13 protein-coding genes are annotated in these 16,583 nt (G+C 69.2%); 6 read left to right on the top strand and 7 right to left on the bottom strand.

The annotated features are described in order from the left end of the window. Positions 1–142 precede the first annotated feature (142 nt). From C6V83_RS01775 to gdhA, 3 genes are all read left to right on the top strand, one after another. Positions 143–1,783, top strand: a complete 1,641-nt coding sequence (locus C6V83_RS01775; protein ID WP_105940948.1) for a DUF6777 domain-containing protein — start codon at positions 143–145, stop codon at positions 1,781–1,783. Between the two features lie 253 nt (positions 1,784–2,036). After that, complete coding sequence (locus C6V83_RS01770) at positions 2,037–2,627, top strand: DUF2812 domain-containing protein (protein WP_159067420.1); 591 nt, start codon at positions 2,037–2,039, stop codon at positions 2,625–2,627. Positions 2,628–2,769: 142 nt separating this feature from the next. Beyond that, positions 2,770–4,113, top strand: a complete 1,344-nt coding sequence (gdhA, locus tag C6V83_RS01765; RefSeq protein ID WP_105940946.1) for an NADP-specific glutamate dehydrogenase — start codon at positions 2,770–2,772, stop codon at positions 4,111–4,113. Between the two features lie 89 nt (positions 4,114–4,202). Here the strand turns inward: gdhA and C6V83_RS01760 are convergent, their stop codons facing one another. Further along, entirely contained in the window at positions 4,203–4,946 is a 744-nt protein-coding gene (locus tag C6V83_RS01760) for a hypothetical protein (RefSeq protein WP_159067419.1), read from the bottom strand. A 159-nt stretch (positions 4,947–5,105) separates the two neighbouring features. Here C6V83_RS01760 and C6V83_RS01755 point away from each other — a divergent pair, with 159 nt between their 5' ends. Genes C6V83_RS01755 through C6V83_RS01745 form a run of 3 tightly spaced genes read left to right on the top strand, consistent with a single transcriptional unit; the run spans position 5,106 to position 8,616 of the window. Next, a complete protein-coding gene (locus C6V83_RS01755) occupies positions 5,106–6,806 on the top strand; it encodes a circularly permuted type 2 ATP-grasp protein (protein WP_105940944.1) in 1,701 nt (566 codons plus the stop codon). Further along, positions 6,803–7,771, top strand: coding sequence for an alpha-E domain-containing protein (locus C6V83_RS01750; protein ID WP_105940943.1), 969 nt, complete (start codon positions 6,803–6,805; stop codon positions 7,769–7,771). The genes C6V83_RS01755 and C6V83_RS01750 overlap by 4 nt, the downstream gene beginning before the upstream one ends. Beyond that, positions 7,768–8,616, top strand: a complete 849-nt coding sequence (locus C6V83_RS01745; protein ID WP_105940942.1) for a transglutaminase family protein — start codon at positions 7,768–7,770, stop codon at positions 8,614–8,616. Before C6V83_RS01750 ends, C6V83_RS01745 begins: the two co-directional genes overlap by 4 nt. 61 nt (positions 8,617–8,677) lie before the next feature. Here C6V83_RS01745 and C6V83_RS01740 read toward each other — a convergent pair whose 3' ends face one another. The 6 genes from C6V83_RS01740 to C6V83_RS01715 are packed head-to-tail and all read right to left on the bottom strand — an operon-like array spanning position 8,678 to position 16,422. Further along, complete coding sequence (locus C6V83_RS01740) at positions 8,678–9,370, bottom strand: response regulator transcription factor (RefSeq protein WP_105940941.1); 693 nt, start codon at positions 9,368–9,370, stop codon at positions 8,678–8,680. A gap of 2 nt (positions 9,371–9,372) precedes the next feature. Next, entirely contained in the window at positions 9,373–11,874 is a 2,502-nt protein-coding gene (locus tag C6V83_RS01735; protein WP_105940940.1) for an ATP-binding protein, read from the bottom strand. A 2-nt stretch (positions 11,875–11,876) separates the two neighbouring features. Beyond that, positions 11,877–12,491, bottom strand: coding sequence for a potassium-transporting ATPase subunit KdpC (kdpC, locus tag C6V83_RS01730; RefSeq protein ID WP_105940939.1), 615 nt, complete (start codon positions 12,489–12,491; stop codon positions 11,877–11,879). 21 nt (positions 12,492–12,512) lie between these two features. Beyond that, on the bottom strand, positions 12,513–14,660 hold the full coding sequence (gene kdpB, locus C6V83_RS01725; protein ID WP_105940938.1) for a potassium-transporting ATPase subunit KdpB: 2,148 nt from the start codon (positions 14,658–14,660) through the stop codon (positions 12,513–12,515). 2 nt (positions 14,661–14,662) lie between these two features. Beyond that, on the bottom strand, positions 14,663–16,333 hold the full coding sequence (gene kdpA / locus C6V83_RS01720) for a potassium-transporting ATPase subunit KdpA (protein WP_105940937.1): 1,671 nt from the start codon (positions 16,331–16,333) through the stop codon (positions 14,663–14,665). Continuing rightward, positions 16,333–16,422, bottom strand: a complete 90-nt coding sequence (locus C6V83_RS01715) for a potassium-transporting ATPase subunit F (protein ID WP_105940936.1) — start codon at positions 16,420–16,422, stop codon at positions 16,333–16,335. The genes kdpA and C6V83_RS01715 overlap by 1 nt, the downstream gene beginning before the upstream one ends. Positions 16,423–16,583 lie beyond the last annotated feature (161 nt).

The following is a 16,583-nucleotide window of genomic DNA, read 5'->3' as shown; positions in this document are numbered from 1 at the left end:
AATCGGCGAGGCCCCGACACGGGTGTCGACCGAAAGTGGGAATTCGCCGGCAGGGTGATACGACGCCGCATTTCCCGGCGATGTTTCGAGTGAACGATATCTACCGTTCAGTCCGACACCGATTCCCTCGCTAGGAGATGGCATGACGTACCCGCCGCCAGGGGGTCACGGCTTCCCCCAGAGTCCGCACCACCCGCCCGCTGTTCCGGCCGCCAAGCGCAACCAGCGCCGGCTGACCATCGCGCTGTCCGCAATCGTCGTCGTTCTCGCGGTGATCGTCGCGCTGGTCGCCAACCAGCTGATCTTCGAGGCGACGGGAAAGGCGCCGTTGCCGAGCCTCACCCTGCGGGCCGCGAACGATTCCGGCGAGGATCCCTTCACGGACTCCGTCGTGCTCACCAACAAGGTCCAGCCCGCGGCGCCCCGGGTGGAGACGGCCGCCGGCGCCGGGGTGCGCCTGGTCAACGGCACCGCGCCCGGCCTCTACGCGACGCCTGGCACGGCGTCGTGCGATGCGGCCGCGCTGGGCAATCGACTGTCCGCCAATCCGGGTGCGGCTCGCGCCTGGGCCGCGGTCCAGGGCATCCGGCCGCAGGACATCCCCTGGTACCTCGACTCCCTCACTCCGGTGGTGCTGACCGCGGACACGTGGGTCACCAACCACTCGTACTCCAGCGGGGGCGCACGGGCGTTTCAATCGGTGCTGCAGTCCGGGACCGCCGTCTTCGTCGACGCCGCGGGTGTTCCCCGAGTCGCGTGCGCGTGCGGCAACCCACTGCGCCCGCCTGCCGCCGCACCGATCGGCGGCTACCGCGTCCGGGGCGACCGGTGGCCCGGCTACCAGCCGCGATACACGTACAAGGTGACGACCAACAACACGTACGTCACCAACAACACCACCGTGGTCCAGCAGACCCCGCCGCCCGGTCTCTCGCCGACCGACGTGCTGCGGCTGATCGACACCGTCACCGGCGCCCTGGTCGCCACCCCCGTCGGCGACCTGCTGAATCTGCCGCCCCGCCCGGAGGGCACCCCCGAGTTCACCGTCGAGCGCGCCGCGGCGACGAACGTGGCGGTCTCGTTCGACGACGAGGAGGAAGCGACGGCGAACGGGCTCGCCGGTGCGCAGCAGACCGGGCCCGCCGCCGAGGTGGTCGAGGCGGCCGAGAACAACGGCGACGATCCGTTCCGCAACGATGCCACCGCATCGTCAGGCGCTCCGGACGTGCACGCATCCGACGCCGGCCAGCCGGCCCCGGCCGACCCCGGCGCACCCTCCACGGGCGAGTCGTCGCCGAGTGCGGACCGGGAGACGGCGACGGTGTTCGACCCCGCCAGCAGTGGCGATGCCATCGGTTCGCTGACCTTCGACGACGACGGCCGCGAGGTGACGTGCACCTTGCCGACGACCTTCGCGACCGCGACGGTCAGCCCGGCCCCGGGCAACGCCCCGGAGTGCGCCCGCCTCACATTCCGGGCGGCGGATCTGACGAAGACGGCGGTCGAGAGCGCCGTCTCGGCGGATGCCGCTCGCGTGTGGCGGGTGACTCCGGTCGGGCAGACCGCGCCGATCGCCGTGGTGCGGGCGTCGTGGCAGACCCTGGCTGCTCCGTCCACCAGCGCCACGACGACCCCGGAGCGCACGACCACCACGGAGGACACGCCGTCTCCGGCGCCGACACCCACGGAGACGACCCCCACGGAGACGACCACCCAGACTCCGCGGGAGACGCCGACGCCGCCGTCCACCGGAGAGTCGGCCGCCCCCGTGCCCTCGTCCTGATCGTCCGCACGCCGGATTCCGCCGAACGGTCCTCCTGATCAACACGATCGGGGGGCCGTTCGGCATCGGCATACGACGCCGCCTCCGGACCTCGCGACGCCGCGGACGTCCCGAAGTCCGGAGACGTCGATCACATCCCGGCTGGAATGAGACGTTGCCCGCCAATTGTTCCAATCGCCTTGCATCACAGTGTTACACGCTTGCAAGCTGGAGTCGAATGCGGTTGTCCCCCTTCGGATCAGGAGGTTTCTTCATGACCACGCACACCGCCTGGCTGGTGCCCGTCCGCCACCTCTCCCCCGCCTCCTTCGAGCGCTACCTGGAGAAGCAGGCCGCGCGCGGCCGGCATGTTCGCGACGTCGACGCTCTGGGCGTCCTGCGTCTGCGCTTCGACGAAGGGATCCCGTCCACCGTCCGCTACGTCCTCGACCGCCGCTCCCAGCCGGCACCGGCGGACTACTTCCGGTTCCGGGAGAGCTCCGGCTGGGAGCACGCCGGCGCCCTCGGCGACCTGCACGTGTGGCGGCAGGAGTACACCGTCCGACCGCCCCTCGGCTTCATCGGCGACACCGCGCAGAAGCGGGCCGGGAGCTGGAGCGTCGCGCTGGGCGTCCTCGCCGCGATCTGTGTGCTCGGCGCCGTGGCCCTGGGCATTCTCGCCGCCGTCGATCCGGTCGCCGCGGCGAGTCCACGCGACTTCTGGGCGCCGGCGGTCGCCCTGGCGGTCGTCGGCGTGATCGCCGTGGCGGTGTCTCTTCAGCTCGGCGTCGGCCGGCGCGAGACACCCGCCTTCCGGCCGCTCGAGGACGCTCACGACACCGCGGACGAGCCCGCTCGCCGCTGATCTGCGCCAGGCGGGCATCATCAGATTTTCCGGTCCCGATTGTCGATTGCTACAAAGACGCCGATAGAGTTCGCACGTAAGCACCGGCCGCGCCGGGCCCCGAGCGCTGCTGCACTGTCGCAGCAAGAGGAGTAGCGAAGCGATGAGCGAATTCAATGGTTCCCTTCAGGACGTCTACGACGTCGTGATCCGGCGCAACCCGGGTGAGCCCGAGTTCCACCAGGCCGTCCAGGAAGTCTTCGAATCCCTCGCACCGGTCGTCGAGCGCCACCCCGAGTACGTCGACGTGCTCACCCGCATGTGCGAGCCTGAGCGGCAGATCATCTTCCGGGTGCCGTGGACCGACGACTCGGGCAAAGTGCAGATCAACCGGGGCTTCCGCGTCGAGTTCAACTCCGCCCTCGGTCCGTACAAGGGCGGTCTCCGCTTCCACCCCTCGGTGAACCTGTCCATCGTGAAGTTCCTGGGCTTCGAGCAGATCTTCAAGAACGCTCTCACCAGCCTGCCGATCGGCGGCGGGAAGGGCGGCTCGGACTTCGACCCCAAGGGACGGTCCGACCTGGAGGTGATGCGGTTCTGCCAGAGCTTCATGACCGAGCTGTACCGCCACATCGGCGAGTACACCGACGTCCCCGCCGGTGACATCGGCGTGGGCGGCCGGGAGATCGGCTACCTGTTCGGCCAGTACAAGCGGATCACCAATCGCTACGAATCGGGTGTGCTCACCGGCAAGGGCCTGACCTGGGGCGGCTCGCAGGTGCGCCCGGAGGCCACCGGCTACGGCACCGTGTTCTTCGCCTCCGACATGCTCAAGGCGAAGGGCGACACCTTCGACGGCAAAAAAGTCCTGGTGTCCGGTTCGGGCAACGTGGCGACCTACGCGATCGAGAAGATCCACCAGCTCGGCGGCACCGTGATCGCCTGCTCGGACTCGTCCGGGTACGTCGTCGACGAGAAGGGCATCGACCTGGACCTCCTCAAGGAGGTCAAGCAGGTCCGGCGCGGCCGCCTCAGCGAGTACGTGGAACTGCGTGGAAACGGCGCCACTCTCGGCACCGAGGGCAGCCTGTGGCACGTTCCCGCCGACATCGCGCTGCCGTGTGCGACGCAGAACGAACTCGACGCCGACGACGCCGCCGCGCTCGTCCGGAACGGCTGCAAGGTGGTCGCCGAGGGCGCCAACATGCCCACCACTCCGGACGCGATCAAGATCCTCCAGGCCGCGGGCGTGGGCTTCGCGCCGGGCAAGGCCGCCAACGCCGGCGGCGTGGCCACCAGCGCACTGGAGATGCAGCAGAACGCCTCGCGCGACTCGTGGACCTTCGAGCACACGGAGCAGCGGCTGCGCGCGATCATGGGCGCCCTGCACGACAACTGCCTGGCGACCGCCGACGAGTACGACGCCCCCGGCAACTACCTCGTGGGCGCGAACGTGGCGGGCTTCGTGCAGGTGGCCGACGCGATGCTCGCACTCGGCGTCATCTGAGCGTCGCCGGGACGACGCCCGGGAATCCCACGACCACGAGCGCCCCGCGGATCGGATCCGCGGGGCGCTCGTCGTGAGAACCGGACCGGTCAGGCGGTCTCGTCGGCGACGTGGTCGATCACTTCGACGAAGAACTCGTCGAACACGCCGGTGTCGATCGGACTGCCGTCCGGGCTCATGTACTGCGCGGTCACCTGGTAGCCGTTGACCATCGCGATGCCCATCCGGGATTCGGATCGCACCGTCTGCCCGTTGACCGTGGCCGCGGTCTTCTGCACCACGACCATCGACTCCTGTGCCTTGCTCTTGGGCGCATCGACCAGCTTCTGGTCGACGGTCGCCGTGGCGCCGGCGGCCGGACCCGTGGTGAAGGACATGCTGAGCTTGGAGCAGTCGCCGGTCACCGCAGCGCGGCTGGCGGCCATGTCGGCCTGCGGCACGGACACCGCGGTCGCGAGACTGGTGGTGCCCTTGGAGGCCACCGCGAGGCCCACTTGACTGACGTCGAACTCGTCCGGAAGCAGGGTCAGCTGCGCGCAGGACGCGGGCTTGATCGTCGCCCCCTTCGTCGCCGAGAGGACCTGGTCGGTGATCTCCTGGATCTGCGACCGGGGGATGTCCTGCACCTGGAAGCCGGCGGGGAATTCGTCGGCGGGAAGCACCAGCGACGGTGCTTTCGCGGGGTCGGCGCTGACCGTGGCCGCCGGGGCCTGCGCGCTCGGATCTCCCAAGGAGCCGATGTCGCCGTCGCTCCCGCAGCCGGCGAGTGCGAGCACTGCCCCGCCGGTCAGCACGACCGCCCCGATCCGTCTTCTGGTCCCTGCACGCGTCATCTGAGTTCTCCTGCCGATCCGGTCACGATGTGTCAGGTGGCGAATCTACCGCCACGCCGACGGGCGCCCGCAGCCGCGCCCGGCGCCGACCGGAGAAGTCGTTACACGTAGGCAACAGTTCCGACACGGAGGGTCGCAGAGATGCGGGACGATTCCCCTATGAACCCGACGCCCACTCACCTCGGTGCCGCCGCTTTCGCGCACTACGACGGCGGCATCGATCAGCACGCCCTCGATGAGATGTTCCGGCCCGACGGCACGGTCCGCCCGCCCTACCGCGGCATCGCCAAGGCCCTGTCGGAGATCGAGGCGTCCGATCTGATCGCGCGGCTGGAAGCACTCGGCCGGGCGTTCATCGACCAGGGCGTCACCTTCTCCCTCTCCGGCAAGGAACGACCGTTCCCGCTCGACCCGGTCCCGCGGGTGATCAGCTCCGCCGAGTGGGCGAGGCTGGAGGCGGGCATCGCCCAACGGGTCCGCGCCCTGGAGATGTTCCTGGACGACGTCTACGGCGAGCAGGCGATCCTGTCCGACGGCGTGATCCCGCGGCGGCTGATCAACTCGTGCGAGCACTTCCACCGGCAGGCAGCCGGCATCCGCCCGCCCAACGGCGTGCGCATCCACGTCGCGGGAATCGACCTGATCCGCGACGAGCAGGGCGACTTCCGCGTGCTCGAGGACAACGTGCGCTCGCCGTCCGGCGTCTCGTACGTGATGGAGAACCGGCGCACCATGGCGCGCGTGTTCCCCGACCTCTTCGCCGCGCACCGGGTGCGCGCCGTCCGCGACTACCCGCGGCATCTGCTGCGGGCGCTGCGCCGCTCCGCACCGTCGGGCGTCGCCGAGCCGACCGTCGTCGTGCTGACCCCGGGCGTGGCCAACTCGGCGTACTTCGAGCACTCGTTGCTCGCCCGGCAGATGGGGGTCGAGCTGGTCGAGGGACGCGACCTGTTCTGCCGGGACAACGTGGTCTACATGCGCACCACCGACGGCGAGACACGGGTGGACGTGATCTACCGGCGGATCGACGACGAGTTCCTCGATCCCCTGCAGTTCCGCCCCGACTCGATGCTCGGCGTCGCCGGTCTGGTCAACGCCGCTCGTGCCGGGAACGTGGTGATCTCCAGTGCCGTCGGCAACGGCGTCGCCGACGACAAGCTGGTGTACACCTACGTCCCGGAGATCATTCGCTACTACCTCGGCGAGGATCCGCTCCTGGACAACGTGGAGACCCTGCGGTGCTGGCTCCCCGAGGAATGCGCCGAAGTGATCAACCGCATCGACGAGCTGGTGGTGAAGCCGGTCGAAGGCAGTGGCGGCTACGGAATCGTCTTCGGCCCTCAGGCAACTCGCGCCGAACTCGACGAGCTCGCCGACAAGATCCGGGCGAACCCCCGCGGCTGGATCGCGCAGCCGATGGTCTCCCTCTCGACCAATCCGACGCTCGTGGGCGACAGTCTGGAACCGCGCCACGTGGATCTGCGGCCGTTCGCCGTGAACGACGGCGAGTCGATCTGGGTGCTGCCCGGCGGCCTGACGCGGGTCGCGCTCACCAAGGGCTCGCTGGTGGTCAACTCGTCGCAGGGCGGCGGCTCCAAGGACACCTGGGTGCTGGCCGCCCGCCGGTCGGCCGACGAGGCCGAGGCCGGTGTCGTCGATCTGCTGGACGCCGATCTGCCTGCGGTCACCGTGCCGCCGATGGATCCCCTCGCGGGCGCCACCGAACAACAGCAGCAGCAACAACAGCAACGGGCGGTGGCCCCGGCTCCGGGCGGCCGGCGAGAGCCGGAGCCGTCCGATCGACGAGCATCCCTCAGACAACGAGGAGTGCTCCACCGGCACCGAGGAGGACGACGATGATGCTCGCTCGCAACGCCGATTCGCTGTTCTGGATCGGGCGATACGTCGAACGCGCCGACGACACGGCGCGCATCCTCGACGTCGCCGTCCAGCAACTGCTGGAGGATCCGACCGTCGACACCGACCGCATGGTGAGCCATGTGCTCACGGTGCTCGGCTTCGACCCGGGCGAAGGACCGCACTCGGTGTGGAGCCTGGCCGACACCGTCGCCTACGACCGCAACGCGCCCGGCTCCATCGTCGGGCTGCTGCGGGCCGCGCGGGAGAACGCCCGCGGCGCCCGGGAGGTGATCTCCAGTGAGATGTGGGAATGCCTCAATGCGACGTACATGGGCCTGGGCGACGCGGAACGCCGCGCGCGCCGGCTCGGCCCGCACGACTTCCTCACTCACATCAAGGGCCGTGCCGCGATGTTCGCCGGGCTGTCCGACGCCACCCTCAGCCACGACGACGGCTACAGCTATCTGCTTCTGGGACGCTCGATCGAGCGTGTCGACATGACCGCGCGGCTGCTCCTGTCGCGGACCGCCGATCACGCGAGCTCGCCGTCGTGGATGAGCGTGCTGATGGCGGCCGGCGGCCAGGACACCTACATCCGCGCGTATCGCGGCGCGGTGGAGGCCGAGAAGGTGGTCGAGTTCATGATGGTCGACCGGCTGTTCCCGCGGTCGATCTTCCACACGCTGCGCGTGGCCGAACAGAACCTCGCCGAGCTGGACAAGCGGCCCGACCGCGTCGGCGCGCAGTCCGAGGCGCTGCTGCTGCTCGGGCGGGCCCGCAGCAACCTGGAGTTCATCGATCCGCGCGAACTGATGCGCGATCTCTCCGGCTATCTGCTCCGGCTGCAGCAGACGTGCCGGCTGGTGAGCGAATCGGTCGTGGAGGAGCACTTCCACGTCGCACCGTATGTTTCCTGGACCGACACCGGCCTCACCGCCGGGCACGACGGAGAGGCAGCACGATGACCACCCGGCTGCGCGTCGTCCATACGACCGGCTTCACCTATTCCGAGCCCGTCACCAAGAGCTTCAACGAAACCCGCATCACGCCTCGCAGCGACAGCAGGCAGTCGGTCGTCCTCGAGCATGTGGACACCTCCCCCAGCGCCCGGCAGGCGAGGTACAGCGACTACTGGGGCACCCAGGTGATCACCTTCGACCTGCACGCCCCGCACGACCGGCTGGAGGTGGTCAGCACCGCCGTGGTGGAGACCGAGGACGAGACCCGCTCGCCGGAGTCGATCGCGGCGAACTGGGACCGGATGCGTTCGGCCGAGGTGGTCGACGAGTTCGACGAGATGCTGACGCCCACCCCGTACACGCCGCACACGCCGGAGCTGCTCGCTCGGGCCAGGGAGGCGGCGGGCTCGCTGGAACCGGCCGCCGCGGCCGAGGCGGTGGTGGCCGCGGTGAACGCAGAGATGACCTATCTGCCCGGAGCCACCGAGGTGCACACCACCGCCGCCGATGCCTGGGAACGACGCTCCGGCGTGTGCCAGGACTACGCCCACGTCACGCTCGTCATGCTGCGCAGTCTCGGCATCCCGGCGCGCTACGTGTCGGGGTACCTCCATCCGAAGGCCTCGGCGGAGATCGGCGAGACGGTGGAGGGCGAAAGCCACGCCTGGATCGAGGTATGGACCGGCGGGTGGTGGGGCATCGACCCGACCAACGACAAACCGGTCGACGGCCATCACGTCTTCATCGGTTCGGGACGCGACTACGCCGACGTGACGCCGATCAAGGGCATCTACACCGGTGGCGGCACCTCCGCGCTGGAAGTCAGCGTCCGGATCACGCGGCTGGCCTGACCGGGCGACGGCGAGCCGGACGCGCCCCGCCAGGCGGCGCGCGCTCTGGGTTCTCACGCGGCTACGTCGTCATCCCGACCAGGCGGTAGCCCATCCCCGGCTCGGTGATCAGATGCACGGGATGGGCGGGATCGTCCTCGAGCTTCCGGCGCAGTTGCGAGACGTACAGGCGCAGGTAGCCGGTGTCCTCGGCGTGCTCTGTGCCCCAGATCGTGGTGAGGATCGTCTGGCGGGTGACCAGATTGCCCGCGTTGCGGACGAGGATCTCGATGAACTGCCATTCGGTCGGCGTGAGCCGGATCTGCCGCTTCCCTTCTGGCGTGTCACGGAAGACGCTGTGGGCGGCGAGGTCGACGGTCACGGCGCCCAGATGCACCACGGGCGCGGCCTCGCCCTGGGGTACGCGGCGAGTGAGCGCGCGGATACGCGCGAGGAGTTCTTCCACGGAGAACGGCTTGGTGATGTAGTCGTCGGCGCCCGCGTCGAGGGCCTCGACCTTGTCGACGGCGCCTCCGCGGCCGGACACGACCAGGATCGGGGCCTGCGACCAGCCCCGGATTCCGTGGATCACCTCCATCCCGTCCAGCTGCGGCATCCCGAGATCGATGAGGTAGATGTCGGGGCGGTGGTCGATCGCGGCGGAGATGGCGGCCGCTCCGTCGGAGGCGGTGATGATCCGGTAGCCCTTGGCGGTGAGCGTGATGCGGAGTGCTCGAAGCATCTGCGGATCGTCGTCGGCGATGAGGATCTTCATGCTCATTCCTGAAGGGGGTCTTGGGTGGGCGACGTCGTGGGCAGGGCGATGACCATCGTCAGTCCTCCGCCCGGAGTCTCCTCCGGGTCCAGTGTGCCGTGCATGGCCTCGATGAACCCGCGGGAGAGCGAGAGTCCGAGTCCCAGTCCAGCGTCGTTGTCGGTGTCGCCGAGCCGCTGGAAGGGCAGGAAGACGTCGTCCTTCTTCTCGTCCGGGATGCCGGGACCGCGATCGATGATGCGGATCTCGAGCCGGTCGCCGAACGTGCTCGTGCTGACATGGACGGGCGTCCCCTCGGGACTGTACCGCCGGGCGTTGGTGAGGAGGTTGACCAGCGCCCGCTGGAGCAGGACCGGGTCGGCATAGGCCACCGCGGTCCCGTGCTGCAGGGAGAGGGTGACGTCGGTCGGCCCGAACCGCAGTTCGTCGAGCGCGGGTGCGATCGCGTCGGCGGGATCCACCGGGATCTCGGCGAGGGTGAGCACCCCCGCCTGCAAACGGCTGGCGTCGAGGAGATCGGTGACGAGCGTGGCGAGCGCGGTCAGGCTCTCGTCCGCCGTGTCGAGCAGTTCCCGGATGTCCGCGACAGTGAGCTCGGGACCGGCCGCCTTGAGCCCACCCACGGCAGCCGTAGCCGCGGCCAGCGGGCGACGCAGATCATGGCTGAGCGCCGACAGGAGGGCCCCGCGCACGCGGTCGGACGCCGCGATCGGTTCGATCTGTTCGGCCGCCCTGGCGAGGTGCCGATGCTCGAGGGCAGCGGTGAGCTGTGCACAGACGACGGCCAGCAGGCGTTGCTCGGAGGCCGCCAGATCCCGGCCGTACAGCTCGAGACGGCCGTCCTCGGTGACGGGGAGCGTGGTCGGTGCACTCCCGGGCACCGCCTCGCCGGACTGAGCGAGGACCTCGTCGTCCGAGACCAGGCGGACGCCGGGGAGCTGGAAGGCTTCGCGGGTGCGCTCGACCAGGGCGTGGAGCGCGTCGTCCCCGCGCAGGACGCTCCCGGCGACGGTCTGCAAGAGCTCCGCCTCCGCTGCCGAACGCTGTGCGGCACGCGTGTAGCGGGCAGCACGGCCGACGATGACGCTCACCAGGCCCGCGATGATGACGTAGAGGATCAGGGACAGCAGATGGTGAGGCTGATGGATATGCACCCGGTACAGCGGCTCGATGAACAGGAAGTCGAGCGTCACCCCGGACAGCACCGCGGCGAAGAGTGCCGGCCAGATTCCGCCGACGAGGGCGACGACGACCACGAGGAGCTGGTAGCTGAGGACCTCGGTGGTGATGGATTCGGCGCCCCGGAACGGAAGCAGAAGGGCCGTGAGCGCCGGGCCGCCGAGGAGCGCGACGACGAATCCCAGGATCCGGCGTTTGCGCGTCAGCGCACCGGTGAGCGGAGGGAGGGCGACCCGGCTGCCCGCGGCCGCGTGGTTGACCATGTGCACGTCGATGTCGCCGGACTCCCGAACCACGGTGGCGCCGATGCCCGGGCCGGAGACGGCGGCCGCGATCCGGCCCCGCCGGCTGGCGCCGAGGACGAGCTGCGTCGCATTGACCGAGCGGGCGAACTCGACGAGCGCGGTGGGGACGTCGTCGCCGATGATCTGGTGGTAGGTGCCGTTGAGCTTCTCGACCAGTGCGCGTTGCTCGGCCAGCGCGCGGGGATCGGCCGAGCGAAGGCCGTCCTGGCTCGTCACATGGACCGCGACCAGTTCGCCGCCGGCAGATCGTGCCGCGATGCGCGCGCCGCGCCGCAGGAGCGTTTCGCCCTCACGACCTCCGGTGAGCGCGACCACGACGCGCTCCCTGGCTTCCCAGGTGCTGTCGATGCCGTGCGCCTCCCGGTAGCCCTGCAAAGCCTGGTCCACTTCGTCGGCGAGCCAGATCAGCGCGAGTTCCCGCAGTGCGATGAGGTTGCCCAGCCGGAAGTAGTTCGAGAGGGCGGCGTCCACGCGTTCGGCCGGATAGACGACCCCGCTGCTGAGCCGCGCCCGGAGCGCCTGCGGCGCCAGGTCGACCACTTCGATCCGGTCCGCGCCGCGCAGGAAGCTGTCGGGGACGGTCTCCCGCTGCGGCACCCCGGTGATCTGCTCCACCACGTCGTTGAGCGATTCGATGTGCTGGATGTTGACGGTGGACATGACGTCGATCCCCGCCGCCAGGAGCTCGTCGACGTCCTGCCATCGTTTGTCGTTCGTCGACCCGGGGGCGTTGCTGTGCGCCAGCTCGTCGACGAGCGCGATCTCCGGGCGCCGGGCCAGGACGGCTGCGAGGTCCATCTCCTCGAGGACCACCCCGCGATGGACCACCGTGGTTCGCCGAATCGACGGAAGGCCCTCGGCCATCGCAGCGGTCGCCGCCCGGCCGTGCGTCTCCACGACGCCGACGACGACGTCCTTCCCGTCGGCCAGCAGTCGGCGGCCCTCTTCCAGCATGGCGAACGTCTTGCCGACGCCGGGAGCGGCGCCGAGCAGGATGCTGAGCCGCCCCCGCTTCCCCATCGTCAGCCCTCCAGTCGGTCCAATGCGGCGTTCAGTTCCAGCACGTTCACCGTCGATTGTCCCAGGAAGCCGGCTGCGGCCCGGCTGGTGTGGGCGTCGACCAGTTCCCGCACGGTATCAGCGGGAATCGCCCGCGCATCGGCCACTCGGGCGATCTGGATCGACGCGTAAGCGGTGCTGATGTGCGGGTCGAGGCCCGACGCGGACGCGGTGACCGCATCGGCGGGCACGTCCGACTCGGCGACGCCGTTGAAGACGGCCACCTGGGCCTTGCGTTCGGCGATCGCGGCGATCAGGTCCGGGTTCTCCGGACCGTAGTTGGAGCCCCCCGACGCACCGGCGTCGTACCCGTCGCCCGCGGCGGACGGCCGCGACTGGAAATACTGCGGCAAGGGATTGCCCTCCGCGTCGACGAACGCCTGGCCGATCAGCGACGAGCCGGTGTCGCGGCCGTCCTCGCCGGAGATCATCGACCCGTTGGACTGCCCCGGGAACACGAGCTGTCCGGCGACGGTGACGACCGCTGTATAGAGCACGCCCAGCAACAGGGTGAACAGGATCATCGCGCGCGTCGCCACCCAGACTGTGCGCCCCACCCCGCGTATCGGAGAGTTCACTGCATCCTGCCTTTCGTGGTGCTAGAAGCCGGGAATCAGGCGGACGACGTGGTCGATGAGCCAGATCCCGAGGAATGGTGCGATCACGCCGCCGAGACCGTAGACGGCGAGGTTGCGCCCGAGAACGCTGGACGCGGTACCGGGCCGGTACTTCACGCCGCGCATCGCGAGCGGAATGAGGAAGACGATCACGATCGCGTTGAAGACGACCGCCGACAGCACCGCGGACGACGGCGAATGCAGACCCATGATGTTCAGGGCGTCGAGTTGGGGGAACACCCCCAAGAACATCGCGGGGACGATCGCGAAGTACTTCGCCACGTCGTTCGCCACCGAGAAGGTGGTCAACGCACCGCGGGTGATCAGGAGCTGCTTGCCGATGCGGACGATGTCGATGAGCTTGGACGGGTCGGAGTCGAGGTCGACCATGTTTCCGGCCTCCTTCGCGGCCGACGTGCCCGAGTTCATCGCCACCCCCACGTCCGACTGGGCGAGCGCCGGCGCGTCGTTGGTGCCGTCGCCGGTCATGGCGACCAGGTTGCCGCCCTCCTGTTCCCGGCGGATGTAGGCGAGCTTGTCCTCCGGCGTGGCCTCGGCGAGGAAGTCGTCGACCCCGGCCTCCGCGGCGATCGCCGCGGCGGTGAGCGGATTGTCGCCGGTCACCATGACGGTGCGGATTCCCATGGAGCGCAGCTCGGCGAACTTCGCCGGCAGTCCCTCCTTGACGACGTCCTTCAGGTGGACCACGCCCAGCAGCCGGCCTGCCCCGGTGTCGTCCTTCGCCGCCACCACCAGCGGAGTGCCGCCGGACTGGGAGATGCGCTCGACGTGTCCGCCGAGTTCCGCGGCCAGGGCGGCGGGCAGGGGCTCGCCGTCGTCCTCCAGCCACGCCGTCACGGCGGATCCTGCGCCCTTGCGGATCTGCGTGCCGTCTGGGAGGTTCAGGCCGGACATGCGGGTCTGTGCGGTGAACGGCACGATCTCGCCCTCGGCGTCGCGGTCGCACGTGACTCCGGCGTGCTCGGCGAGGTCGACGATCGAGACGCCCTCGGGTGTGGGGTCGGCCAGCGACGACGCCGCCGCGGCCTGAATCAGCTCCCGTTCCCGGACGTCGCCGACCGGCGCGAAGGCACAGGCCCGCCGGTTGCCGTAGGTGATGGTGCCCGTCTTGTCCAGCAGCAGCGTGGTGACGTCGCCGGCGGCCTCCACCGCGCGGCCCGACATCGCGAGCACGTTGCGCTGCACCAGCCGATCCATCCCCGCGATGCCGATCGCGCTGAGCAGCGCACCGATCGTGGTCGGAATCAGGCAGACGAGCAGAGCGATGAGCACCGGGACGCTCACCGGGGCGGCCGCATACGACGCGATCGGGTTCAGCGTCAGCGCGACGACCACGAAGATGATCGACAGCGATGCGAGGAGGATGTTGAGCGCGATCTCGTTCGGCGTCTTCTGCCGGGCGGCGCCCTCCACGAGGGAGATCATCCGGTCCACGAAGGTCTCACCCGGCTTGGACGTGATGCGCACGACGATCCGGTCCGAGAGCACCCGGGTACCGCCGGTCACCGCGGAACGGTCTCCCCCCGACTCGCGAACCACGGGAGCCGACTCACCGGTGATCGCAGATTCGTCGACCGACGCGATGCCCCACACGATGTCGCCGTCGCCGGGGATCAGGTCCCCTGCCGAGACCACCACGACGTCGCCGAACGCGAGGTCCGCCGAGGCGATCTGCGACAGCACGGCCTGCTGCGCGGCGGCGTCGCCGGCGGGATCGTAGTTCTCGACCCGATGCGCCGTCGTGCTCGTACGGGTCTTGCGGAGAGTTTCGGCCTGCGCTTTGCCACGGCCCTCGGCGACCGATTCGGCCAGGTTCGCGAACAGCACGGTCAACCACAGCCAGATCGCGATCGTCCAGGTGAACGACCACGGTACTGAGGTTCCCCCGGAGTCGGCCGGACCACCGGCGAACGGCTCGACGACGGCGAGCACCGTCGTCATCGCGGCGCCGACCCACACGAGGAACATGACGGGGTTGCGCCACTGCTCCTTCGGATTGAGCTTGACGACCGCGCCCGGGAGGGCGGATCGGACCTGGTCCCAGGTGAAGCCGGCCTTCGCCGCGGGCGAGGCCGGGCGCGCGGGACGCGTCTGGGTGATTCCGGACATCGTTACATCAGCCCTTCTGCCAGGGGACCCAGCGCAAGAACGGGAAAGTAGGTGAGGGCGGTCACGAGCAGCGTGACCACGGTGAGCAGTCCGACGAACAACGGCCGGTGTGTCGGGAGCGTGCCCGAGGTGGCCGGGATCTTCTCCTGCGCAGCGAGCGCTCCGGCCAGTGCCAGGACCAGGATGATCGGTATGAACCGGCCCAGCAGGATGACGACGCCCAGCACGGTGTTGAGCCAGGGGGTGTCGGCGCCGAGGCCGGCGAACGCCGAACCGTTGTTGTTGGCCGCGGAGGTGAACGCGTAGAGCACTTCGGACATGCCGTGGATCCCCGGGTTCGCGATCGAGTCCTCGACGCTGCCCCGGACCCCGGGGATCGCGAAGCTCAGCGCGGTGCCGGAGAGCACGAGGACGGGTGTCACCAGCAGATACAGCGCGGCGAGTTTGATCTCCCGCGAACCGATCTTCTTGCCCAGGTACTCCGGGGTCCTTCCGATCAGCAACCCCGAGAGGAACACGGCGATCACCGCCAGCACCAGCATCGCGTAGAGGCCAGATCCCACCCCGCCCGGAGCGACCTCGCCCAGCATCATGTTGAGCATCGGCATCATGCCGCCGAGTGAGGTGTAGGAATCGTGCATCGAGTTGACCGCACCCGTGGAGGTGCCGGTGCCGGTGGTGGCGAACAGCGTCGACCCGAGGATGCCGAACCGTTGCTCCTTGCCCTCCATCGCCGCGCCGGCCAGCTCCGGGGCGCTGCCTCGGCCCGCGGACTCGAGCGCGGTCAGAATGCCGAACGATGCCACGTACAGCAGCGCCATGACCGAGACGACGGCATAGCCCTGTCGGTTGTCGCCGATCATCTTCCCGAAGGTGCGGGGCAGCGAGAACGGGATGATCAGCATCAGAACGACTTCGACCAAGTTCGTCCACGCGGTCGGGTTCTCGAACGGATGCGACGAGTTCGCGTTGAAGAATCCGCCGCCGTTGGTGCCCAGCAGCTTGATGGCCTCCTGCGATGCGGTCGGCCCGCCGGGAATCGTCTGCGTCGCGCCGGTGAGGGTGGTGACGGAGGTGAACCCGTTGAAGTTCTGGATCACGCCGCCGACGATCAGCACGACGGCGCTGATCAGCGCGATCGGAAGCAGGATCCGCAGCGCACCCCTGGTCAGGTCGACCCAGAAGTTCCCGATCGTGCCCGTCCGGCGGTAGGCGAAACCACGCACCAGCGCGATCGCCACCGCGATGCCCACCGCCGCGGAGACGAAGTTCTGCACGGCGAGACCCGCGAACTGGACCGTGTACCCGAGGGTCTGTTCCGGTGAGTACGACTGCCAGTTCGTGTTCCCCACGAACGAGGCCGCGGTGTTGAACGACAAGGGCTGTGACGGGGCCTCGAGCCCGAGCGAATAGGGCAGCCACTGCTGCAGCCGCTGCAAGCCGTAGACGATCAGCAGGCCCACCGCCGAGAAGACGAGGACGCCGCGGAGGTAGGCCGGCCACGTCTGCTCGCCCTTCGAGTCGACCCCGATCACTCGATAGATCCCGCGTTCGAGCCACCAATCCTTGCCGGAGGTGAAGACCCAGGCCATGTAGTCGCCGAGCGGACGGTACAGCGCGGCGAGGATGAGGACGACGGTCCCCAGCGAAAGGATCGCGTGCAACCACGTCATCAGAATCGCTCCGGATGGATGAGGGCGATCACGAGATACACGATCGCCGCCACGCCGAGCGCTGCGGCGACGAGCTGAATGACCGTCACAGTTTCTCCACCGCCTTCCCCAGCAGCCCGAGGCCGACGAACAAGGCGATCACGCCGCACACATAGACGAGGTCAAGCACACGAACTCCATTCGGGCACCGGCGACCGCGGGTTCGCTGGTCGCACGCCCGCAGCGGGCGCAACTCCCGATCAAACGCTCG

The organism is Gordonia iterans (genome assembly GCF_002993285.1).
Lineage (GTDB): Bacteria > Actinomycetota > Actinomycetes > Mycobacteriales > Mycobacteriaceae > Gordonia > Gordonia iterans.
The sequence above is the reverse complement of the archived record's forward strand: the minus strand, read 5'-3'. Positions and strand labels throughout refer to the sequence as shown.